We start from the raw sequence: 21,695 nt of genomic DNA on the forward strand, positions 1-21,695 counted from the left end.
CTCGCCGCTGAGACGCGCGGCGCGCCTGCCGCTGAGACTGACGGCGCGCCCGTCGCTGAGACGACCGGTGCGCCCGTCGAACAGATGAACGGCGCATTCGCCGCACAGACGAACGGCACACTCGCCGCTGAGACGCGCGGCGCGCCTGCCGCTGAGACTGACGGCGCGCCCGTCGCTGAGACGACCGGTGCGCCCGTCGAACAGATGAACGGCGCACTCGCCGCACAGACGAATTGTGCACTCGCCGCTGAGACGACCGGTGCACCTGTTGCAGAGACGACCGGTGCGCCCGTCGAACAGATGAACGGCGCACTCGCCGCACAGACGAACAGTGCGCCCGCCGCTGAGACGATCGCGGTGGCGCTCGGGCACGGCAGGGCCGCGCTCACCGCGATGCGGGAACTGCTCGCCGTGCTGCGGGTCGGTCCGGCTCCGCGCGCGGCGCAGCCGACTCTGGCCGGGCTGGCCGGGCTGGCCGGGCTGGCGGGGGTCGCCGTCGAGGTGCACGGCGCCGGGCCGGGGGTTCCCCTGGAGGTGCAGTTGTGCGCGTTCCGGCTGGTGGAGGCCGTCCTGCCGGTCGGTGGAGCGCCGCTGAGCGTGCGGGTCGAGCACGGGCCGGGTGCGCTGCGGCTGCGGGTGGAAGGGCTCGCCGGTCCGGTCCCGCGGCCGGTCCTGGCCGCCTTGCGCGAACGGGTCGACGCGGTCGGCGGCTCCGTCACCCCGGCCCGGGACACCGGCGAGGGCTGGCGGCTCGACGCGAGCCTGCCCACCATCGAACGGGACGTACAGGAGGCGCTGCGGTGATCAGGGTGCTGGTGGTCGACGACCAGCCGATGGTGCGGGCCGGGATCGCCGCCGTCGTGGACGCCGAGCCCGACCTGTCCGTGGTCGCGGTCGCCGCCGACGGGGGCGAGGCGGTCGCCGTCGCCCGCCGGGAGCGGCCCGACGTGGTGCTCATGGACATCCGCATGCCCGGCATGGACGGGCTGGCCGCGACGCGGCTGCTCACCGCAGGCGCGGAACCGTTGCGGGTGCTGGTGCTCACGACCTTCGGTCTCGACGAGTACGTGTACGCGGCGCTGCGCGCGGGTGCGTCCGGGTTCCTGCTCAAGGACGCCGACCCGCAGCGGGTCGTCGACGCGGTCCGGGTCGTCGCCGCCGGTGACTCGCTCATCGACCCGGCGCTGACGCGGCAGCTCATCGACGTGTTCGTCCGGGCGCCGGCGGTCGATCCGGCGGTCGCGGCCGGTCTCGCCGCGCTCACCGCCCGGGAGGTCGAGATCCTGCGCCGGGTGGCGAGGGGCCTGTCGAACGCGGAGATCGGCGCCGAGCTCGGCGTGCGGCCCGCGACGGTGAAGGCGCACATGAACGCGATCCTCGCCAAGCTCGACCTGCGCGACCGGGTGCAGGCGACGATCTTCGCGTACGACGCGGGCCTGGCCCGCCCGGGCACGTCTACACCCCAGGGTGGTGCCGGGAATCCGCCCCTGGCCTGACGAGCGCGGCGCCCGGCGGCCATAGCTTCGGATGTATGCGAACGAACTGGCGGCACGCGGGCGCGGTGCTCGTGATCGGGGGCGCGGCGGCGGTGGCGGTGCTGGTGCTGGCGGCAATGCTGTACTGGCAGCACGACGAGCGGCCGTGGCCGCTGCTGGTGTGGGCGGCCGTGAAAGGCCTGCTGTGGAGCAAGGGCGTGGTCAAGCTCGCGGTCGCGACGGGTCTCGGCGTGGTCATCGCCGTCCGGGCGGCGGCGCGGCGGCTCCGCCGGACACCGGCGGAGGACGCGTCACGGTGACGGAACAAGGCAGAGTGATGCGGACCCCGGAGGACGCGTCACGGTGAGCTTCCGGGACACGGCAGGGTCAGGCGGACCGCGGTGCCCTGGCCCTCGGTGCTGGTGACGGTGATGTCGCCGTGATGGGCTTCCATGATCGCCTTGACGATCGTCAGGCCGAGGCCGGCGCCCTGCGCGGCGAGGTGGTCGGCGGTGCTGCTGCGGTGGAAGCGGTCGAAGACGTGCGGCAGGTCCTCCGCGGGCACGCCGACGCCGGTGTCGACGATCGACAGCGTCGGCTGCGGCTCGGCGGTCGTGGTGACGGTGATGTGCCCGCCGGCGGGGGTGAACTTGACGGCGTTGAACAGCAGGTGGTCCAGGGCCTGCGCGAGGCGTTCCGGGTCGCCGGCCGCCGGCACCGGCCCGCGGGTCGTGGCGGTGAGCGTCAGCTGCTTGTGCTCGGCGATCGGCCGGGACGTGAGGCTCGCCTGGTATGCGAGCTCGGCGAGGTCGACCTCGGTGACGTCCAGCCGCAGCCCCGTCTCGTGCAGGCGGGCGACGAGCAGCAGGTCGTCGATGAGGCGCAGGAGCCGGTCGGCGTTGCGCTGCATGACGGCGAGGAACCGGCGCACGGTCTCCGGGTCGCTGGTCGCCTCGTCCTCGTCGAGGAGCACCTCGATGTAGCCGCGCACGGAGGCGAGCGGGGTGCGCAGCTCGTGGCTGACGCTGGCGAGGAACGAGTCCTTCAGCCGGTCGAGCTCGCGCAGCCGGTCCGCGGTGTTGCCGACGGTGCGGGCGTACCGCCGCAGCTCCAGATGCGCGGCGGCGTGCCGGGCGAGCGACCGCAGCGCGCGCCGCTGCTGCAGCGTGAGGTGCCGCGGCCGGCGGTCCATCACGCAGACCGTGCCGGCCGCGTGCCCGTCCTGCAGCAGCATCGGCGCGCCGGCGTAGAAGCGCACGCCGTGCTCGACGAGCGCCGGGCTGTCGGTGAACCTCGGGTCGGCCACGGTGTCGTCGATCTCCAGCAGCTGCCGGTCCTGCACGACGTACGTGCAGAAGGACTCCGCCCGCGAGGTCTCCTCCAGCTCCCACCCGACCCGCGCCTTGAACCACTGCCGGTCGGCGTCCACCATCGACACCATCGCGATCGGCGCGTCACAGATGTCGGCCGCGAGCACGGCGATGTCGTCGAAGTCGGTCTCCGCCCGCGTGTCGAGGATCCCGGTCTCGCTGAGCGCGATGAGGCGCTGCGACTCGTCGTCCGCGGTCAGCGGTTTCGTCACGACGGTGCTCCCTCGCGCTCGACCCCCTGAGCCGATCCTCGCACCGCGCCGGACCTCGGCGAGGCGTTTTCGCACCTCAGCGCCGTTGGCTAGTATCCTAGGACGGCGCAGTGGATGTGGCGCTGCGCACCACACCAGCAAACAGCGCGCCGAGGCGCGCGGCGGTCGTTCGCGGCCGGGACGGCCGCGGCCTACGGCCACCAGCAAACAGCGCGGCGGTTGTTCGCGGCCGGGACGGCCGCGGCCTACGGCCACTACCGGCGGCGGGAAAGGTCAGGCCCCCTCGGGGCCTGACCGGCGGCTGACGGGAGCAACGGAGGCAAAGCACGACGGACCCGAGCCAGGATCTGAAAGCAGTTGATCCTGACCCGGGTCCGTCGTGGGACTTCAGCTGTAGGCCTCGAACTCGTAGACGCGCGCGGCCGTGTTGGTGTTCTGCGTCGGAGTGATGATGTTCATGCGGATGTAGCGGGCGTTGACGTTCGTCGCCGTGGTGGTGACGTTGGCGGTGTTGGCGCGGACCTGGGCGGCGGTGGTCCAGTTCGTGCCGTCGGTGGACGTCTGCAGGTCGTAGTCGCGGGTGTTCCAGGCCGCGTCCTCACCGCCGGCGCCGGCGTGCCGGACCACGAGGGATCCGATGTGGACGGTGCTGCCGAGGTCGACCTGGAGGAACTTGTTCGTGCCCAGCGAGCACCACTTGTCGGAGTTGCCGCCGGAGACGCTGCCGTTGACCGCCTTCTCGGGGCCTTCGGTGCTGCCGCAGGACGAGTCGGCGGTGGCCGGCCTGCCCAGGGCGAGGTTGCCGGACGGGGTGCCGCCGCCGTAGACCTCGAACTCGTAGATGCGCGCGGCCGTGTTGCCGTCGTTGGCCGGGGTACCGATGTCGACCTTCACGTAGCGGGCGGTGCGTGCCGTGATCGAGTGCTGGGTACGGCTGGAGCGGTTGCCCGAGACGGACACGACCTGGCTCCAGGTGCTGCCGTCGGTGGACGTGGAGATGGTGAAGGCGCCCGTGTTCCAGCCGGTCGACTCGCCGCCGAGGCCCGCGTGCTTGAGCACGAAGGTGCTGACGGTCTGGTTGGAGCCGAGGTCGACCTGCAGGAAGCGCGGGGCGGTGCTGGTGCAGAACTTGCTGTTGTTGGCGAGGCTGCCGTCGACGGCCTTGGCGGCGGTCTCGGTGGTGCCGCAGGCGGCGGAGCCGGTCGCGGCCTTGTTCAGCGCCAGGTTGGTGCCCAGGTTGGCCGGGGTCGGCGGCTGGGTGGCGCCGTCGGTGAAGGACGGCGGGACCTGCCCGGCGCCGGTGCCCCACGACGACTCGCTGCCGCCCATCGTGTACTGCAGGGTGCCGCCGGCGGCGAGGTCGGGGTAGCGCAGGTAGTTGTTCGTGACGGCCGCGCCGTTACGGGTGAGGCTCTGGACGTACGCGGAGGACGAGCTGCCGCCGTTGATCTGGATGTTGCCGGCGGAGCGCTGGATGAGCACCGACGGGAACGTCGGGCCGTGGATGGCGAGGGTGTCCGCGCCGGGGGTGACCGGGTACATGCCCATCGCGGACCAGACGTACCAGGCGGACGTGGCGCCGAGGTCGTCGTTGCCGGGCAGGCCGCCGGCGCCGGTGGTGAACGACTCGGTCATGACCCGGCGGACGGCACTCGCCGTCTTCGCGGGGCGCTGCGCGAAGTTGTACGCCCACGGCACGTTGTGCTCGGGTTCGTTGCCGATGTAGAAGTACGGCCGGGAGAGACCGCCGTTGAGCTCGGTGAAGTGGTGGTCGAGGCGCTGCACCGCGGTGGTGGGGCCGCCCATGAGGTTGATGACGCCGCCGAGGTTGTAGGGGACCATCCAGGTGTACTGGGCGGCGTTGCCCTCGGTGAAGGGGCTCTCCTGCGCGGGGTTGAGCGGCCACGGCCAGGAGCCGTCGCTGTTGCGCGGGTGGATGTAGCCGGACTCGGTGTTGAAGGTGTTGCGCCAGTACTGGGCGCGGGTCATCGCCGAGTTGTAGGTGGTGGTGTCGCCGAGCGACTGGGCGAACTTGGCGACGGCGAAGTCCGACGCCGAGTATTCCATCGAGTCCGAGGGGGCGCCGGGGATGTACGTCTTTGACGCGTACTCCGACTGGCGGCCGCGGATCGGTGAGCCCTGCATGGCGCCGCCGGCGATGGCGTTCTTCATGAGCTGCAGCGCGGCGGCGGTGTCGAAGCTGCGGGCGCCGAACGCGTAGGCGCTGGACACGATGATCGGGCCCGGGTCGCCGGTCATGACGAAGTCCTCGTTGATCTGCTGCGACCACTTGGGCAGCAGGCCGCCCTGCTGGCCGTCCAGGACCATGGACTTCATGATGTCGCTGGCGACGTCGGGGGCGATGAACGCGATGAGCGCCGCCCACGAGCGGTAGATGTCCCAGCCGGAGTAGTTCTGGTAGACGGGGTGGCTGGCGGTGTGCACGGCGTTGTCGAAGCCGCGGTACTGGCCGTTGACGTCGCTGGCGATGTTCGGGTTGACCATGACGTGGTAGAGCGCGGTGTAGAACTTCTGCAGTTCCGTGGCGCTGCCGCCGGTGGCCTGGACGCGGTTGAGGGCGGTGTTCCAGGCGGCGTTGGCGTTGGCCCGGACGGTGTCGAACGCGCCGGTCTCGGCGTTGAGGTTGGCGGTGGCGTTGGCGACGCTCACGAACGACAGCGCGACGGTGGCGTTGACGGTCCGGTTGCTGCTGGTGTCCCAGGTGATGACCGCGCCGGTGTTGACGCCGCTGGTACTGGTGGATCCGTTGCTGATCGTGCCGCCGTTCCAGGTGCCGACGGAGGACGGGGCCCGGTCGAAGCGGATCGAGTAGTAGATCTGGTAGGTCTTGGACGAGCCGCAGAACCCGCCGGCGGTGACGCTGCCGGTGACGTTGCTGCCGGAGATGTTCACCGAGCCGCTGCGGTTGCCGGTGGCGGACCGGCTGGTGTTGATGAGCAGCCGCGCGGTGGTCGTGTTGGGGTAGGTGAGGCGCAGCGCGCCGGTGCGGGTGGTGGCGGACAGTTCGGCGTCGACGCCGTATTTGTCGAGCCGGTTCTTGTAGTAGCCGGCGGACGCCGACTCGTTGGTCTTCGTGTACGCGGACGCGTAGCTGGTCCACGCGGTGCCGGGCGAGGAGCCGAGCGCGCCGGTGATCGGCAGCAGCCCGAGGTCCTCGTTGTTGGCGCAGCCGGCCCCGTTGAAGTGGGTGAGGCTGAACTCCTCGATGGTGCGGTCCCGGTCGCGGTAGCCGGACGGCGACGCCGTCGGGGTGTCGGGGCTGAACTGGGTCATACCGAAGGGGACGGTGGCCCCGGGGAACGTGCTACCGCCGGCGCCGCCGCCGACAGGGTTGGGGGAGTTGCTGTCGTCGGTGCCGATCATCGGGTTGACGTATTGGGTCAGGTTGAGGTCGGCGGCCTGTGCCGGTGCTGCCGGTGCCAGCGCGACGAAGGCGCTGCCCAGCAGGGCTGCACCCGCACCGGCGAGCAGCCGGACCGTGCGTGATCGGGACATGGGTGGTCTCCCGTTCGTGGCGGTGAGGACGGGAGAGCGCTCTCGATGCCATTCATACCCACTGATCGACGTTCGGTCAAGATTTAGCAGAACTTGCTTCGGATGTTGACCTGTTATCGAACGTGCTCATTCCTGTGCGATCCGCATCAGGACGCCGCCGGACCGGTTTTCGTTTCCAGGGGGTGGGGCGGGGTAGCGGCAGGGGTGAGGCGACGGAGGGGGACCCCGGTGAAGGCAGTGGTGTGGCACGGGAAACGGGACGTGCGGGTCGAGACGGTGCCGGACCCGGTGGTCCAGGAGCCGAACGACATCGTCATCAAGGTGACGTCCAGCGGGATCTGCGGGTCCGACCTGCACCTGTACGAGGTGCTCGGGCCGTACATGAGCGAGGGCGACATCCTCGGGCACGAGCCGATGGGCGTGGTCGAGGAGGTCGGTGCCGACATCGCGCACCTGCGGGTGGGGGACCGGGTGGTGATCCCGTTCAACATCGCGTGCGGGCACTGCCTCATGTGCGCGCAGGGGCTCATGACGCAGTGCGAGACGACGCAGGTGCGCCAGGAGGGCAAGGGGGCGGCCCTGTTCGGGTACACGAGGCTGTACGGGCAGGTGCCCGGCGGGCAGGCGGAGTACCTGCGGGTGCCGCAGGCGCAGTTCGGGCCGGTCAAGGTGCCGGACGGGCCGCCGGACGACCGGTTCGTGTACCTGTCCGATGTGCTGCCGACGGCGTGGCAGGCGGTCGAGTACGCGGCGGTGCCGGACAACGGGACCGTGGCGGTGCTGGGGCTGGGGCCGATCGGGGACATGGCGACGCGGGTGGCGAAGCACCGCGGGCTGCGGGTCATCGGTGTCGACCTGGTCGCCGAGCGCCTTGACCGGGCGCGGGCCAACGGGGTCGAGGTGATCGACCTGACGCAGGTCGACGACGTCGCCGACGCGATCCGGGAGCTGACCGACGGGCGGGGCGCCGACTCGGTGGTCGACGCGGTGGGCATGGAGGCGCACGGGTCGCCGGCCGGGAAGCTGGCGCAGACGGTCGCCGGGTTCCTGCCGGACGCGGCCGCGGCGAAGCTCATCGACAAGGCCGGCGTCGACCGGCTCGCGGCGTTGCATCTCGCGATCGACGCGGTCCGCCGCGGCGGGACCGTCTCGTTGTCGGGCGTCTACGGGGGTACGGCGGACCCGCTGCCGATGATGGTGCTGTTCGACAAGCAGATCCAGCTGCGGATGGGGCAGGCGAACGTGAAACGGTGGGTGCCGGAGATCCTGCCGCTGCTGACCGGTGACGGTGACCCGCTCGGGGTCGAGTCGTTCGCGACGCACCGGCTGCCGATCGACGAGGCGCCGGTGGCGTACGAGAACTTCCAGCAGAAGAAGGACGGCACCGTCAAGGTCCTCCTGCGACCCTGACGATCAGGTCAGGCCCAGCGGTCAGGCGACGTCCATCACGCGGGTGGCGGCGCTGGCGAGGCCCTCGGGGCTGAGGACCTCGACCTGGTCGGCGAGGAAGACCTCGACCTGGCCGAGCTTGTCGCGGACCTCGACCAGGGGCACGCCCCGGTCGATGCCCATCGCGAAGCGTTCCGTGGTGGTCGGCATGCGGCAGGTGAGCTTGCTGCCGCGGCCCATCACCACGGTCCGCCGCGCCGGGCATTCGCGGACGGCCGAGGGTGCGCCGCGGCGGGTCGTGATGAGGCCTTCCTCCCGCAGGATCGCGAGAGCGCGGCGGATGGTCGTGAGGCTGACGGTGTACCGCTCGCAGAGCTCACGCTCGGCGGGCATGGGCTGGCCGGCCGGGTGGGTGCCGCGCTTGATCTCTTCGCGGAGGACGTCGGCGATCTGGTGGTACATGGCCGGGACGTGTCGCTGCACATTCACGGACCTCATCTTAGCGATATGTGGCCATAAGGCAACATCGGGTCGAGCGGTAGACTTCCGCGCCGTGACCGGACCTCTCGCACCGATCGACACGGCTGTCTCCCTGATGCACGAGGGGCGGTTCGTCGAGGCCGAAGACGTCATGGTGCGGGAGCTGCGGGCGGTCACCGTCCGGCACGGCCACGGCAGTCCGGCGTGGGCGTCCGCCCAGTGCGACCTCGGCAACATCCTGCTCAACTGCGAGCAGCCGGCGCGCGCGATCGACTGCTACCGGCAGGCGATCTCGGTGCCCGCGGTCGACCGCAAGGAGCACCTCACGTACCGGCTGAACCTGGGCCTGGCGCTGCGCATGGTCGGCCGCCTGGAGGAGGCGGAGCAGGAGCTGCGCCGCGGCGCGGAGGAGCGGCTGGCGTTCTACGGCCGCGACCACGCCGGCTACGCGTTCGGCCTGGAGCCCCTCGCGGACGTGCTGCTGCAGCGGGGCAACGTCCGGCAGGCGCGCGACGTGGTCGAGGAGACGGTCCGCAACCTGTGGGGCAACGGGCACGACCACCTCGCGTCCGCCCTGGCGTTGCGGGCCGAGGTCGTGCACGCGGGCGGGACCGGCGAGCCGCTGTTCCCCGGCCTGGACCAGCTGCCGGAGGAGACCGTGGGCGGGATCCTGTCCGCCGTCGGGCACCGGGAGGGCCTCGCCGACCCGGTCACGCGGCACGCTGTGCTCGCCGCGCTGGCCGCCGCCGTCGACGCCCGGCTCGGCCCCGACCATCCCACGACGCTCAGCACGCTCGCGGCGCTCGCCAACGCCGGGTACGACAGCGGCGACCAGACCGGACGCGTCGACGCGATCCGGCGGGTCCTCGCGTCCTACGACCGGCAGGGCCGCGCCGAGGACGCCCTGACCGCGGAGCTCGGCCTGGCCCTCGCGCACAGCGACGCCGGCGACCGGGACGCGTCGCTGCGCGCGTACGAGTCGGCGCACCGCCGGGCGACCGGCCTCGACCGGCCGGAGCTGACCAGTCAGGTGCTGCGCAACTGGGGCCTCGCGCTGCAGGACGCCGGCAGGACCGAGCAGGCGGAGCGGTGCCTCACCGGCGCGGTCGCCCAGGCGCAGCGCGGCGCCGACTTCGAGATCCTCGGCCGGGCCGGGATCGCCCTCGGCATCTTCCTGCAGCACCAGGACCGGCTGCCGCGGGCGCGGGAGGCCCTCGAGGCGGGCCTGGCGTCGCTGGCGCCCGCGCACCCGGACGCGATCAGCGGCCGCGGCCACCTCGGCGCCGTCCGGGAGGGCCGCAGCTGCGGCTGCGGGGACGTGCAGGGCGCGGTCGAGGAGGCGTTCCGCGAGTTCGTGACGAGCCGCCTGCCGCAGGACCTCCTGGAGCGGTTCGAGGCGCGGATCGTCGACGGGGACTGGCGGATGGACGTGCACCTGCGCCGCGAACCTGCCGAGGGTGAGCTGGAGCGGCTCAACGGCGTCGTGCAGGCCGCCCTCGCCGAGTTCCGGCACCGGGCCCTCGACAGGCGCTGACCGGCGCTGACCCCGATCCCTGGGTTGCGTGCAACCGATCCGGTGGCCGCCGCGCACCTAGTGGCGAGGAGGTGCGATGCCGAGCGGAGAGACCGAAGAGCAGCGCCAGTTCCGGGAGTACTTCACCGCCCGCCGGGACGCGGTGCGCAGGACCGCGTACCTGCTGTGCGGCGACTGGCACTGGGCCGACGACCTGACCCAGACGGCGTTCATGCGCCTCGCCGTGTCGTGGCGGAAGGTCCGTGACCGGGAGGCGCTCGACGGGTTCGTGCGGACCTGCCTGGTCCGCGCGTACCTGGCGGACGTGCGGCGGGTGTGGCGGCGGCGGGAACGCAGCGTCGCCGAGCCGCCGGACGTCGCCGGGCGGCCCGGCGGGGCGGAGGACAGCCCGGGCCGGATCGCGTTCACGGCCGCGCTGCGCCGGCTGCCGCCACGGCAGCGGGCGGTGCTGGTGTGCCGGTACTACCAGGACCTCGACGTCGCGGCGACCGCGGCGGTGCTGGGGTGCGCACAGGGGACGGTGAAGAGCCAGGCCGCGCGCGGGCTGGCGAAGCTGCGGGAGCTGCTGCAGGCCGACGGCGAGCTGGTGACGATGGAGGGGCTGCGATGAACCAGATCCGGGAACGGTTCGCCGAGACGGCCGGCGCCGCCGCGCCGCCGAGCCGGCTGACCGCCGACGCCGTCTACGCCGCCGCGTTCCAGCGCCGCCGGCGCCGCGCCGCCGCGTGGACGGCGTGCGGGGCCGGGGTCGTCGCGTTCGCCGTCGCCGCGGCCGCGGGACTGCTGCCGGCGGGGTCGGGCAGCCGGCCGGGGCACGACCCGGCACCGTCGCGGACGGTGGACGGCTGGTCCGCCGGCACCCGCGACGGCACGGTCCGCGCGGTGGCGGCCGCCGACGGTGAGCACCTGTACGCGACGGTGAACGTCTGCCGGGGCGACGGGACGCAGGACCGCGGCTGCACCGCCGACCTCGTCGGATCCGACGACGGCGGCCGCACCTGGACCGTGCGGTGGCAAGGCTTCACCGGCGAGCTGGCCGCGCCCGCGCCGGGGATGCTGCTGCGGACCGTCGAGCGGGAGAACACCGACCCGCGGGGGCCGAAGCTGCTGCACGTCCCGTGGGTCTCCCGCGACGGGGGCCGCGTCTGGACGGAGGTGGTGACCCTCGCCGGGCAGGCGCCGCGGGTCCCGGTCGGCGGGTGGCTGACGTGCGCGCCGCCGCGGACCCTCGACGACCCGTGCGCGCTGCTCGCCGTCGACCCGGTGGCCGCCCGCGCGAACCCGCTGGCGAACGTGCCGGACATCGACGTCAACGGGCCCGCCGGCGTGCCGGCCTCGGCCGGGCTGTGGGTCACCGGCTGGGAGCGCGGCGGCGCGCACCTGCCCGCCGTGGCCGTCAGCCACGACGGCGGCGTCACCTGGCAGACGCACGTGTTCGGCAAGGGCGAGGCCGACTACCCGGTCACCGAGGTGCTCGCGTACCCGGCGCCGGCCAGCGTCGACGGCGTCACCGGGTACATGATCGTCACCGTGGCGGACCCGGCGGTCACCACCAGCCCGGGGCCGACCACCCCGCCCGGTCAGGGGCGGAGGAACCTCGTCTACCGCACCGGCGACGGCGGGCAGTCCTGGCAGCGGGTCGCCGCGCAGTCGCTGCCGGACGTCGTGTACGAGGCCGGCGACGCCTACGTGGCGGCCGGCGGCGTCCATGTCGTGCTGACCGAGGAGGACCCGCCGCTGCGGTGGGTGGCCGGCGCTGACGGCGGGCAGACCTACCGCCGCACGGACCAGCCGGGCCTCGGCGGGTCGCTGAACATCACCGGCCGGGGCCGGGTCCTCACCGCCGGGCCGGGAGCGTACTTCGCCTTCGACAGCGATGCCCTGTACACGTCCACGGACGGGCTGCGGTGGACCAGGGTGGTGATCCAGGTGACCCGCTGAGCGTCCCCAGCCGGGGGTGAGTAGGGGTACTCAGCCGGGTTGGGTACGCGCCCCGATCCATCGCCGTCCGGCGATGCGAAGGATGGGCGCATGCGACGAACATTGACGATTGTGACAGCGGTGCTGGCCGGCGCGATGGCACTGGCCGGCACCGCGGCGGCGGCGCCGGAGCGGCGGGGGATTCCGGACCGCGTGATGCTGCAGCCGGCGGACCTCGGGGGCGCGGCGACCGGGCCGGTGGAGGCCGGGATGCCGCATCCGCTGCTGCCGCAGCCGTGCGCGGACACGCCCGTGCCGCAGCCGGTGGCCGCCCGGAGCCTCGCCGCCGACTACAGCCCCCGGCACCGGGTGTACGAGAACGTGGTCCGCTACCGTCCCGGCGGCGCGCAGGAGTACGTGAACGCGTTGAAGGAGCAGCTGCACCGGTGCCGGGCCGGTGGCGACGAGGCGGGCTTCGTCCCGGTCGCCGAGGACCACCTCGGGCCGGACACGGTGCTGTTCCTCGGCGCGTACGACGAGGGTGACCGCACGGTCGCGTACGTGGCCGCGGCGGTCGGCCGGTACGTGGTGGTCGTGATGGTCGCCGACCCGGTGCTCGGCGCGGGTGATCTCACGATGGCGAACACGTTCGCGTCGCGGGCGATGGTCCGGGCGGCCGCCGGCAAGTAGCTCAGGCGCGGAAGGTGGCGGCCGCCGACGGGGGAGGTCGCCACCTTCCGCGGGCAAGCCCGCCCGGCGCGGTCACCCCTGCCGGGTGGGGGCGCCGAGGCGGAACGCGGCGAAGGCGATGACCGCCAGGCAGGCGGCGAACACGACCAGGTCGGCCGGTGCGTGCGGGATGTCCTCGTGCAGCAGCAGCGCGCCGAGGACGACGGCGGTGATCGGGTTGGCGGTCAGGTCCGCCGGGTAGCCGGCGCCGATCGCGTCGTGCTGGAACGCGACCTGCACCAGGGCGATCCCGGCGACCGCCGCCGGCACCAGCACCACCACCGCCATCAGCACGTCCGGGTCGGTGAGCGCCCGGGCGCCGTCGGCCTGCACGGCCGCGGCGGCCGCGTCGACCAGGACCGCGGCCAGACCGGCGCAGACCCCGGCGACCAGCCCGTAGACGGTCGCGGTCGCCCGGGATCCGAGGCCGCGGGCGGCGGACAGCGCGGCGAGCGCTCCCACGGCGACGGCCGCCCCGGCCGCGGCGACGTGCCCGGCGCCGAGCCGGTCCGCGTCACCCGGGTCGCCGACGACTACGAAGAACACCGCGAGGCCGGCGACGATCAACGCGCAGGACCGCAGCTGGAACGCGGTCGGCGGGTGCCCGCCGAGCCGCCACGCGACGACCAGGGACACCGGCAGGGCGAGGACCAGGCACGGCTGGACGAGCACGACCGGCCCGGTCGCCAGGGCCGTCACGTGCAACGTGACCGCGAGGACGTCCAGGCCGAGCCCGGCCAGCCAGTGCCGGTCCCGGGCGAGGCGCAGCACCTTGCGCGGACCACCACCGCCGGGGGCCGGCGCCGACGCGGCCTGGTGCTCGACGGCGGTGGCCGCCCCGTAGGCGCACGCGGCGAGGACCGCGCACGGCACCGCGACCAGCAGCACGGGCGGGCCGCTCAGAGGGTGACGATGATGCCGATGCTCACCCGGGGCCGGCGTAGGAGCCGGTTGAACCAGTTGCCGATCCGGGAGGAGATGTACCGCCGGCCGATCGCCGCGCGGACCCGGGCGACGCCGTCGGGGTCCTCGACGAGCCGGGCGGTCCCCTCGAACGACGGCGCACCTTCCGGCACCCGGCCGCGGATGTCGCTCGGCGCGAGCACGACCCGGCCGCTGTTGCGCAGGCGCTTCACCTTCCCCGAGTGGGGCTCGGTGAGGATCAGGACCTCCCCGCCGTCGACGACGTGCCACACGGCCGTGGACACGGCGCGGCCGTCCTTGCGGAACGTGGTGAGGCTGACCTGCTTGCGCCGGCCCAGGATCTCGAGGCTGCTGCTCATCGCTCCATCATCGCTCTTGGACGGGCCGCAGCCACGGCTGGACGCGCAGCAGGTCGAAGCCGATGGCGTGCAGCTGCTCGTACAGCCGCGGGGTGAGCATCAGCAGCTCGACGGTGAACACGTCGTCGCCGCCGACGCTCCAGATCCCGTTGGCCGGGTCCGTCATCAGCGGGTCCAGGCCGGCGCTCACCTGTTCGCGGAGCTGCTCCTGCCGGGCGATGCTGGGCCTGCCGGGCGCGGCGACGACGCACAGGTTGCCGTCGTACAGCTTGCGCAGCTGCTGCTCCTCCTTCGCCGGGTCACCCGCGACGACCTCCACGACCATCACGTCCGGCGGCTGCGGCCCGGTCGTGGCCCCGGTCGGCGCGCCGTGCGGGTAGGCGACGCGCAGCGGCCGGAACCGGTCCGGGTGCTGCTCGTAGATGTAGCGGTGCATGGCGTTGCCGTCGACGCCGGAGGTCGGCCGCCAGCCGCCCTTCGGCGCGGGGCACGGCACGGTGTCGTCGGTCGCCGGCAGTGGCTCGGGCAGCGGCGGGCCCTGCTCGGTCACCTGCAGCACCCCACCCTTCCAGGTGCCGCGCAGGCGGGCCTGGCCGACGGTGACGCCGAGGACGACGCCGCGCTCGGTGAGCTTCGCCGGGTCGACGCCGGTGACGTCGACGCCGACCGAGCAGCTGGGCGGCTGGTCGCCGACCGTGCCGATCGCGGGGACGGGCGCCGGCGCGCACAACCGGGCCGGCTTCCCCGATGCGATGAGGACCCGGCCGCTGGCCTCGACGACGTCGCCGTCGTCGACGACGAGCGAGGCCGGATCGGCGGGCTGCGTCGCCCGTGGCGCGGGAGCCGCCTCGTGGGGGGCGGTGGACGGGCTGTCCGCCAGCGCCACCACCGCTACCAGCGCCACCAGGGTGCCGACCCCGGCGAGGGCGACCACGAGCCACCTGCGTCCGTCGTTGCTCATACCTTTTCAGACGCTCCCGGCATCCCGGAGGTTCCACCGCGGATCGTGGCGAAGGCGTGGGCGGCGTTGGGGTAGCGGGCGGCGTGCGTGGCGGGGTGGAGCTTCTCGCCGGCGGCGGCCCACGCCCGGGGATGGCGGCGCATGTCGTCGACGGTGCGCGCGACCGGCCGCCGGTCCAGCAGGGCGAGCAGCGTGCGGCGCAGCGGCCGGGGCACCGTCGCCAGCCGCGGCCGGTCGGCGATCGAGCCGGTGCCGCCGGAGCGCACGATGAGGACCCGCAGCACGTCGGTCGCGCTGTCCACGTAGGGCTCGGCCCGGCCGGCGGTGGCGGGCTCGTCGAGGAGCCAGGCGAGCAGGTGCGCCTTCGCCTCCCGGCCGGGGACCCGCGCGGGCAGCCACGCCAGATCGTGCCGTGCCTGGGCGGCCAGCAACGCGCGCAGCTCAGCGGCGCCGGCCGCCGACAGCACGCCCGGCAGGGCGAGCATCGCGATCAGCTGCGCGGTCACCGGCCCTCCCTCACGTCGGCCTGCACGTCGGGTGGGGCCGGGAAGCGGGCGCGCTGAGCGGTCGTTCCGGATTTACCGGCTACGAAGAGAAGGAAGCACGCCCGAGGAGCCGGCCCCACCTGGACGACAGTACCTGCAGTCCGCCAGGCCGGTGGGCGTGACCTTGGAGACTTCGACACGTCACGGGCGGGCCGAAGTCTCCGAGGGTCAGACCACGCGGGACGGCACCCTGAGCGGGGCGGGGGCCGGGGTGACAGCGGGGCGGCCCGGCCACCACAGCTTCGGGCCGACGTCGATCGCCAGGGCCGGGACCAGCAGCGTGCGGACCACGAACGTGTCCAGCAGCACCCCGACCGCGACGATCACACCCATCTGGATCGCCGCGACGAACGGCAGCACCACCAGGACCCCGAACGTGCCCGCGAGGACCAGGCCGGCGCTGGTGATGACGCCGCCGGTGGCCGTGAGGGCGGTGAGCATCCCGTCGCGGTTGCCGCGCGCCGCGACCTCCTCCCGGGCCCTGGTCATCAGGAAGATCGTGTAGTCGACGCCGAGCGTGACCAGGAACAGCCACCCGTACAGCGGCATGGCCTGCATGATGTTCGGGTGCCCGATCGCGGTGAAGATCAGGCCGGACAGGCCCATCGCCGCGATGTAGGACACCGCGACGCTCGCGGCGAGCAGCAGCGGCGCGACGAGCGCCCGCAGCAGCAGGATCAGCACGACGAGCACCACCAGCAGGATCATCGGCATGACGACCGCGTTGTCGCGTTCCGAGGCGCGGGCCACGTCGACGAGGGTCGCCGTCTGCCCGCCGACGAGCGCGTCGGCGCCCGGCACCGCGTGCACCGCGGCCCGCAGCCGGTCGATGGTCGCCTTCGCCGCCCCGGACTCGGGCGGGTCGGTGAGCGTCGCGGCGATGCGCGCCCAGCGGCCGTCGGCGGAGCGTGCCGCCGCCGTCGCGTCCGCCACCCCGCTGACGCCCTTGGCCGCCGCCACCACGTCGTCCACTGTGGACGCCGCCGCGACGATCGTCGCGGGTGCCGAGGTACCGCCGGGGTAGTGCCGCTCGATGAGCTGCTGCCCGAGCACGGAGCCGACCTCGCCGGTGTACATCTGCGCCGAGCTCTGGCCGAGCCGCAGCCCGGACACGCCCAGGCCGAGCAGGACGAGCACCACGGCGGTCGCCGTCCACAGCGCCCGCGGCCGGCGGCCGACGAACTCGGCGACCCGCTGCCAGCCGCCGCGGCGGACGGTGACGGCGCCGCCGAAACGGGGCACGAACGGCCAGAACACCCAGCGGCCGAGCAGCACCAGGATCGCCGGCAGCAGCGTCGTCATCACCGCCAGGGACACGACGATGCCGACCGCGGCGATCGGCCCGAAGCTGCGCATGTCGTTCATCTGCGCGGCGAGCAGGCACAGCACGCCGATCGTCACGGTCGCCGCCGAGGCGAGGATCGCGGGGAACGAGCGGCGCACCGCGACCGTCATCGCCGTCGTGCGGTCCTCGTGCCGGTGCAGCTCTTCCCGGTACCGGGCGATGAGCAGCAGCGCGTAGTCGGTGCCCGCGCCGAAGACCAGCACCGTCATGATCGTGGTGATGTCAGGGGTGACGGTCACGTCGAGGTGCCGGCCCATGAGGTAGACGATCGCCGAGGTGAACTGGCTCGCCGCCGCCGCCGAGACCAGCGGGATGATCCAGAGCACCGGGCTGCGGTAGGTGAGCAGCAGCAGCACCGCGACGATGCCGGCCGCGGCGAGGAACAGGGTCGTGTCGACGTCCTCGCCGATCTCGTCGACGTCGGCGAGCGCGCCGGCCTCGCCGGTGACCGCGGTCCGCAGCCCGGCGGGCGCGTCGGCGAGGGCCGCCTTGATCTGCTTGACCGCGGCCTTGTCCGGCACGGGGAACGCGACCAGCAGCGCCTGCCCGTCCCGGCTCGCGGTGACCGGCCCGGCCGCGCCGCCGACGGCGACGGCACCGAACTCGGCCAGGTCGGCGTCCACGGCCGCCCGGTCGGCGTCGGTGACCCCGCCGTCGCGGACGTAGACGACGACGGCCGAGGGGGTGCCGGTGCCGGGGAACGCCTCGCGCTCCCGCAGCAGCTCCCGGGTCGCCTCCGCGTGCTGCGGCAGGACCAGCGCCGGGTCCGTCGACGTGACCTCGCCGAGCTTGCCGGCCAGGGGCAGGAGCAGGAACCCGGCGACGAGCCACAGCGCGAGGACCGCGACCGAGCGTCTCATTCGACGGTCCGCAGGATCGTCTCGATCGACGCGGTGCGGGTGCGCAGGTCCGCCACGTCGGTCGCGATGCGCTGCTGGGCGTCCATCGAGGTCTCCGCCAGCTTCTCGTACCGGCTGACCAGCTGCCGCAGGTCGTCCTGCTGGATACCGGTGACCTTGAGCTTGCGGTACTCCAGCCAGCTGGCGACGCTGAAGCCGAACAGGAACAGCACGGCCAGCAGCATGCCGAGGAAGGCCACGCTCTCGGGCCAGGTGATCGCGTCTTCCGCGCTCAGATACATCAGGACCGCTCCTTGCGGGTGGGACCCTTGTCGGGGTCCGTGAGGGTTTCGGCCGCCGCGGCCAGGGTGGCGGCGGTCAGGTGCAGGTCGAAGTCCGCGACCTCGTAGTACTTCATCGCCTTGCCGTCCTCGGAGAGCTCGAGGCTGCCGATGATCAGCCCGGCGGCCTCGAGGCGCTGGAGGTGCATGTGCAGCAGGGGACGGCTGACGCCGATCTCCCGGGCGAGTCGGCTCACGTAGTCACGGCCGCCGGCTAGCTTCGCGACGATGCGCAGTCGCAGCGGGTTGGAGAGGGCTGCCAGCATCTCGACCAGGTCGTCGCCGGTTGGCGGACTCGCCGTCATGATGCTCCTTCATATGTAAGAACTTCCTTACAGGTGAAAACGCTAGCACCCGCCGGGGAGTCGTCACGTCAGGGCTTTCCCTGAGGTGACACCCCGACGGGTGCTGTTCGTCGATGGCCGGCGTCAATGCCGGTGTTGATTGCCGGTGCGGTCAGGCCTGGCGGTTGAACAGGCGCCTGGACCACAGGTAGCCGCCGAGCGCGATCGCCGCGCACCAGGCCAGGGCGACCCAGGCGGTGCCGCCGAGCGGCTCGTCCATCAGCAGGCCGCGGAGGGTCTCGATGATCGGGGTGAAGGGCTGGTGCTCGGCGAACCAGCGCAGCCCGGCGGGCATCGAGTCGGTGGGGACGAACCCGCTGCCGAGGAACGGCAGCAGCACGAGCGGCATCGGCAGGTTGCTCGCCGTCTCGACGCTCTTGCTGACCTGGCCGAGCGCGACGGCCAGCCACACGAGCGCGAACGTCACCGCGAGGAGGAACCCGGCAGTGGCCAGCCATCCGGCGACCCCGGCGGTGGGCCGGAAGCCGACGAGCACCGCCACGCCGATGACGACGGCCAGGCTGATCGCGGCCTGGATGACGCTGCCGAGGACGTGACCGGTCAGGACGGAGACCCGGGCGATGCGCATGGTCCGGAAGCGGTTGACGATGCCCTCGGTCATGTCCATGGCGATGGAGATGGCGGTGCCCTGTACCGTCGCCGCGACCGTCATCAGGATGATCGCCGGCGACACGTAGTCGGCGTAGACGGCCCGCGCCGCGGCCGCGTTGCCGGTGCCGGCCCCGAGCCCGGCGCCGAGGGTGCCGCCGAGCACGTAGACGAACAGCAGCAGGAAGACGACCGGCATCGCGACGAGCATCACGGTCATCGACGGGTAACGGATCATGCGCTTGAGGTTGCGGCGCAGCATCGTCGCCGAGTCGCGCAACGGCCGCTGCCGGGGCAGCGCGAGCGTGGTGCTCATCGTCCGGCCTTTCCGGTGATCGCCAGGAACACGTCGTCGAGGTCCGGCGTGTGTACGGACAGCTCCTCGACCTGCACGGCCCGGTCGTCGAGCCGGTCGAGGAGGGCCTTGAGCTCGCGCGGGCTGCCGTCGCTGGGCACCCGCAGGGTGAGCGCGTCGGTGTCCCGGGTCGCCCGGGCGAGGGCCCGCATCGCCGTGTCGAGGCCGTCGGCGTCGGTGAACCGCAGCCGGACGTGACCGCCGGGGATACGGCGCTTCAGCTCCTCCGCGGTGCCCTCGGCGACGACCCGGCCGTGGTCGAGCACCGCGATCCGGTCGGCGAGCTCGTCGGCCTCCTCCAGGTACTGCGTGGTGAGGAAGATGGTGGTGCCGGCGGCGACCAGGTCCCGCACGATCTGCCACATGTCGCGGCGGCTGCGCGGGTCCAGGCCGGTCGTCGGCTCGTCCAGGAAGATCACCCGCGGGCTGCCGACCAGGGTCATCGCCAGGTCGAGCCGCCGCCGCATGCCGCCGGAGTACGTCGAGGCCGGCTTCGCCGCCGCGTCGGTCAGGTCGAACCGCGCGAGCAGCCCGGCGACGGTCTTCCGGCCGTCGGTGCGGGGCAGGTGGTGCAGGTCCGCCATCAGCCGCAGGTTCTCCTCGCCGGTGAGCAGGTTGTCCACCGCGGAGAACTGGCCGGTGACCCCGATCGCGGCGCGGACCGCGTCCGGCTCGCGGGCGACGTCGTGCCCGGCGACGCGGACGTCCCCGGCGTCGGCGCGCAGCAGCGTCGACAGGATCTTCACCGTGGTGGTCTTGCCGGCGCCGTTCGCGCCCAGCAGCGAGAAGACCGTCCCGCTCGGCACCCGCAGGTCCAGGCCGTCGAGGACGACCTGACCGCCGAACGACTTGCGCAGGCCGGTCACGTCGATCGTCATTTCACGCCCTTCTGTGCGTCCTTCTGTCCGTCCGGGTGGGCTTCCTGGTGGGCCGCGCGGCGGATGGTGATGTCGCCGTACGAGGTCCGGGCGCGCACCTCGACCGTCTCGTCGGACTCGCCGGGGCGGCTGGCGTTGTCCAGCTGGTTGCGCACGTGCCCGAACCCGGTGTGCACCTCCAGCCAGGCGGCGGTGCCGGCGGCGACGCCGACGTCCAGGTCCCCGTTCGCGGTGGCGAGGACGACGGAACCCCGCACGATCTCGCCGACGCGGATCTCGCCGTTGGAGGACTTCGCGTCGATCCCGGCGCCGGCCCGCCCGATGGCGATCTCCCCGTTGGCGTTGCGGATCCGTACGTCACCGTCGGCCGCGTCGAGCGAGGTGTCGCCGTTGGAGTTCTTGACCACGACGCTGCCCCGGACCTCGCCCAGCCGGACCTTGCCGGTGCCGGTGGACACCTCCGCGTCGCCGGCGGAGACGCCCTCGACGGTGACGTGCCCGGCGCCCGTGTCCACGCGCAGCGCCCCGGTCCCGTCCAGGGCGACGTTGCCGGCGGCGGTCTTGATCCTGCAGTCGCCGAGCCGGCCGGTGCCGCGGACGCCGCCCAGCTGCTGGTCGGTGGTCAGGTGCGAGCCGCTGGGCAGCTCGATGGTCACGTCGACCGACCTGGTCTTGCGGGAGAAGTCGAACAGCCGCCCCCGCGGGCCGGTCACCCGCAGGACGCCGTCGGTGTGGTCGACGCGGACCTGCTTCGCGGCCTGCACGTCGGACTCGTCGGTCTCCTCGCTGGGGCGGACCTCGACGACGGTGTCGGTCCGGTCGCCCGCCGCGATCCAGACATTGCCGACGCCGAGCTCTACATTGACACTGATCGATTTCGGAGTGTCGAAAACTGGCATGGTGGTCCCCGAATCTTGAGTGGGTGGGCCTTCCGGCCCTGGTGGGTGGCTGCTGGGTGCGGCCTTCCGGGTGGCTAGCGCACCCAGCCGGTGAAGGCCTGCCTGCCGCGTTTCGCGTGCGTGGTGGCGCCGGGGTCGTGGGTCTCGCGCTGCAGCGCGGCGGCCGCCGCGCGGCTGAGCCAGGCGTTGACCGAGCGGCCCTCCTTGGCGGCGGCCTCCTCGATCGCCGCCTTGAGCTGCTCGGGCAGGCGGACGTTGATCCGCGCGGCCGGGCCGTCCTCCGGGAACTGGTCGGCCGGGCCCTCGCCCCCGCGCACCGGCTCCGCCGCGGCCGGCTGCTCGCCCTGGGGCGCGGTCACGACGAAGCTCGGGTCGCGGCCGCGCAGGCGCAGCTCGACCGAGCCCGGGGCCAGGTCGCGGGTGATCTCGTCGGCGGCGGCGGACAGCGCTTCGAGCAGCGTCATCCGGATCGCGGACTCCAGAGGTCCGGTCAGGCGCTCGACCAGTGCACGCGACTCCTCGCCGCCCGCTTCGGCGAGGGTGGCGAACTCCCGCCCGAGGTTGCTCACATACGAGGTCAAGTCCATGGCACCAGCATGGCACGCGATTGGCACCTTGTGAAGCCTTGCTGGCACATCAGTGTGCCAAAGTGGCACACGCGCTGGTGTCGG

General features: G+C 73.1%; 22 protein-coding genes. 8 read left to right on the forward strand and 14 right to left on the reverse strand.

The window, feature by feature from the left end; genetic code table 11:
- Window positions 1-300: 300 nt before the first annotated feature.
- From ACZ6TV_RS23825 to ACZ6TV_RS23835, 3 genes are read left to right on the forward strand one after another with little or no spacing between them, the layout of a single operon-like run.
- Entirely contained in the window at window positions 301-804 is a 504-nt protein-coding gene (locus ACZ6TV_RS23825) for a sensor histidine kinase (protein WP_465299432.1), read from the forward strand.
- The gene (locus ACZ6TV_RS23830; RefSeq protein ID WP_465299433.1) at window positions 801-1,496 is read left to right on the forward strand and encodes a response regulator; all 696 of its coding nucleotides are present in this window, start codon (window positions 801-803) and stop codon (window positions 1,494-1,496) included. Before ACZ6TV_RS23825 ends, ACZ6TV_RS23830 begins: the two co-directional genes overlap by 4 nt.
- 35 nt (window positions 1,497-1,531) lie before the next feature.
- Complete coding sequence (locus ACZ6TV_RS23835; protein ID WP_465299434.1) at window positions 1,532-1,795, forward strand: hypothetical protein; 264 nt, start codon at window positions 1,532-1,534, stop codon at window positions 1,793-1,795.
- A gap of 38 nt (window positions 1,796-1,833) precedes the next feature.
- Here ACZ6TV_RS23835 and ACZ6TV_RS23840 read toward each other — a convergent pair whose 3' ends face one another.
- Window positions 1,834-3,057 (reverse strand): GAF domain-containing sensor histidine kinase, encoded by a 1,224-nt coding sequence (locus ACZ6TV_RS23840; RefSeq protein ID WP_465299435.1) that lies wholly within the window; start codon window positions 3,055-3,057, stop codon window positions 1,834-1,836.
- 387 nt (window positions 3,058-3,444) lie between these two features.
- Window positions 3,445-6,573, reverse strand: coding sequence for a GH92 family glycosyl hydrolase (locus tag ACZ6TV_RS23845; protein WP_465299436.1), 3,129 nt, complete (start codon window positions 6,571-6,573; stop codon window positions 3,445-3,447).
- Window positions 6,574-6,801: 228 nt separating this feature from the next.
- Here ACZ6TV_RS23845 and ACZ6TV_RS23850 point away from each other — a divergent pair, with 228 nt between their 5' ends.
- On the forward strand, window positions 6,802-7,983 hold the full coding sequence (locus ACZ6TV_RS23850; protein WP_465299437.1) for a zinc-dependent alcohol dehydrogenase: 1,182 nt from the start codon (window positions 6,802-6,804) through the stop codon (window positions 7,981-7,983).
- A 21-nt stretch (window positions 7,984-8,004) separates the two neighbouring features.
- Here the strand turns inward: ACZ6TV_RS23850 and ACZ6TV_RS23855 are convergent, their stop codons facing one another.
- Window positions 8,005-8,451 carry a GntR family transcriptional regulator gene (locus tag ACZ6TV_RS23855; RefSeq protein WP_465299438.1) on the reverse strand — a complete coding sequence of 149 codons (447 nt, stop codon included), beginning with the start codon at window positions 8,449-8,451 and terminating at the stop codon, window positions 8,005-8,007.
- Between the two features lie 64 nt (window positions 8,452-8,515).
- On the opposite strand from ACZ6TV_RS23855, the gene ACZ6TV_RS23860 reads away from it, so the two are divergent.
- From ACZ6TV_RS23860 to ACZ6TV_RS23875, 4 genes are all read left to right on the forward strand, one after another.
- The gene (locus tag ACZ6TV_RS23860) at window positions 8,516-9,976 is read left to right on the forward strand and encodes a tetratricopeptide repeat protein (protein WP_465299439.1); all 1,461 of its coding nucleotides are present in this window, start codon (window positions 8,516-8,518) and stop codon (window positions 9,974-9,976) included.
- A gap of 76 nt (window positions 9,977-10,052) precedes the next feature.
- A complete protein-coding gene (locus ACZ6TV_RS23865; RefSeq protein WP_465299440.1) occupies window positions 10,053-10,586 on the forward strand; it encodes a SigE family RNA polymerase sigma factor in 534 nt (177 codons plus the stop codon).
- Window positions 10,583-11,917, forward strand: a complete 1,335-nt coding sequence (locus ACZ6TV_RS23870) for a beta propeller repeat protein (RefSeq protein WP_465299441.1) — start codon at window positions 10,583-10,585, stop codon at window positions 11,915-11,917. Before ACZ6TV_RS23865 ends, ACZ6TV_RS23870 begins: the two co-directional genes overlap by 4 nt.
- 90 nt (window positions 11,918-12,007) lie before the next feature.
- Complete coding sequence (locus ACZ6TV_RS23875; protein WP_465299442.1) at window positions 12,008-12,586, forward strand: hypothetical protein; 579 nt, start codon at window positions 12,008-12,010, stop codon at window positions 12,584-12,586.
- Window positions 12,587-12,658: 72 nt separating this feature from the next.
- Here the strand turns inward: ACZ6TV_RS23875 and ACZ6TV_RS23880 are convergent, their stop codons facing one another.
- The 11 genes from ACZ6TV_RS23880 to ACZ6TV_RS23930 form a co-directional block, all read right to left on the reverse strand.
- Entirely contained in the window at window positions 12,659-13,513 is an 855-nt protein-coding gene (locus tag ACZ6TV_RS23880; protein WP_465299443.1) for a DMT family transporter, read from the reverse strand.
- 11 nt (window positions 13,514-13,524) lie between these two features.
- Window positions 13,525-13,908, reverse strand: a complete 384-nt coding sequence (locus ACZ6TV_RS23885; protein ID WP_465299444.1) for a PPOX class F420-dependent oxidoreductase — start codon at window positions 13,906-13,908, stop codon at window positions 13,525-13,527.
- A gap of 7 nt (window positions 13,909-13,915) precedes the next feature.
- Window positions 13,916-14,869, reverse strand: coding sequence for a hypothetical protein (locus tag ACZ6TV_RS23890; RefSeq protein ID WP_465299445.1), 954 nt, complete (start codon window positions 14,867-14,869; stop codon window positions 13,916-13,918).
- Window positions 14,866-15,375, reverse strand: a complete 510-nt coding sequence (locus tag ACZ6TV_RS23895; protein WP_465299446.1) for a hypothetical protein — start codon at window positions 15,373-15,375, stop codon at window positions 14,866-14,868. Before ACZ6TV_RS23895 ends, ACZ6TV_RS23890 begins: the two co-directional genes overlap by 4 nt.
- Before the next feature lie 207 nt (window positions 15,376-15,582).
- A complete protein-coding gene (locus tag ACZ6TV_RS23900; protein ID WP_465299447.1) occupies window positions 15,583-17,619 on the reverse strand; it encodes an MMPL family transporter in 2,037 nt (678 codons plus the stop codon).
- A complete protein-coding gene (locus tag ACZ6TV_RS23905) occupies window positions 17,616-17,900 on the reverse strand; it encodes a hypothetical protein (protein WP_465299448.1) in 285 nt (94 codons plus the stop codon). Before ACZ6TV_RS23905 ends, ACZ6TV_RS23900 begins: the two co-directional genes overlap by 4 nt.
- Window positions 17,900-18,244: an ArsR/SmtB family transcription factor gene (locus ACZ6TV_RS23910; protein ID WP_465299449.1), complete on the reverse strand. Its 345-nt coding sequence runs from the start codon at window positions 18,242-18,244 to the stop codon at window positions 17,900-17,902. The genes ACZ6TV_RS23905 and ACZ6TV_RS23910 overlap by 1 nt, the downstream gene beginning before the upstream one ends.
- Before the next feature lie 151 nt (window positions 18,245-18,395).
- The gene (locus tag ACZ6TV_RS23915; protein ID WP_465299450.1) at window positions 18,396-19,208 is read right to left on the reverse strand and encodes an ABC transporter permease; all 813 of its coding nucleotides are present in this window, start codon (window positions 19,206-19,208) and stop codon (window positions 18,396-18,398) included.
- On the reverse strand, window positions 19,205-20,125 hold the full coding sequence (locus tag ACZ6TV_RS23920; RefSeq protein ID WP_465299451.1) for an ATP-binding cassette domain-containing protein: 921 nt from the start codon (window positions 20,123-20,125) through the stop codon (window positions 19,205-19,207). The genes ACZ6TV_RS23915 and ACZ6TV_RS23920 overlap by 4 nt, the downstream gene beginning before the upstream one ends.
- Window positions 20,122-21,024 carry a DUF4097 family beta strand repeat-containing protein gene (locus ACZ6TV_RS23925; RefSeq protein ID WP_465299452.1) on the reverse strand — a complete coding sequence of 301 codons (903 nt, stop codon included), beginning with the start codon at window positions 21,022-21,024 and terminating at the stop codon, window positions 20,122-20,124. The genes ACZ6TV_RS23920 and ACZ6TV_RS23925 overlap by 4 nt, the downstream gene beginning before the upstream one ends.
- Window positions 21,025-21,098: 74 nt before the next feature.
- Window positions 21,099-21,611 carry a toxin-antitoxin system HicB family antitoxin gene (locus tag ACZ6TV_RS23930; protein WP_465299453.1) on the reverse strand — a complete coding sequence of 171 codons (513 nt, stop codon included), beginning with the start codon at window positions 21,609-21,611 and terminating at the stop codon, window positions 21,099-21,101.
- Window positions 21,612-21,695 lie beyond the last annotated feature (84 nt).

Source organism: Dactylosporangium sp. NPDC051087 (assembly GCF_055586325.1).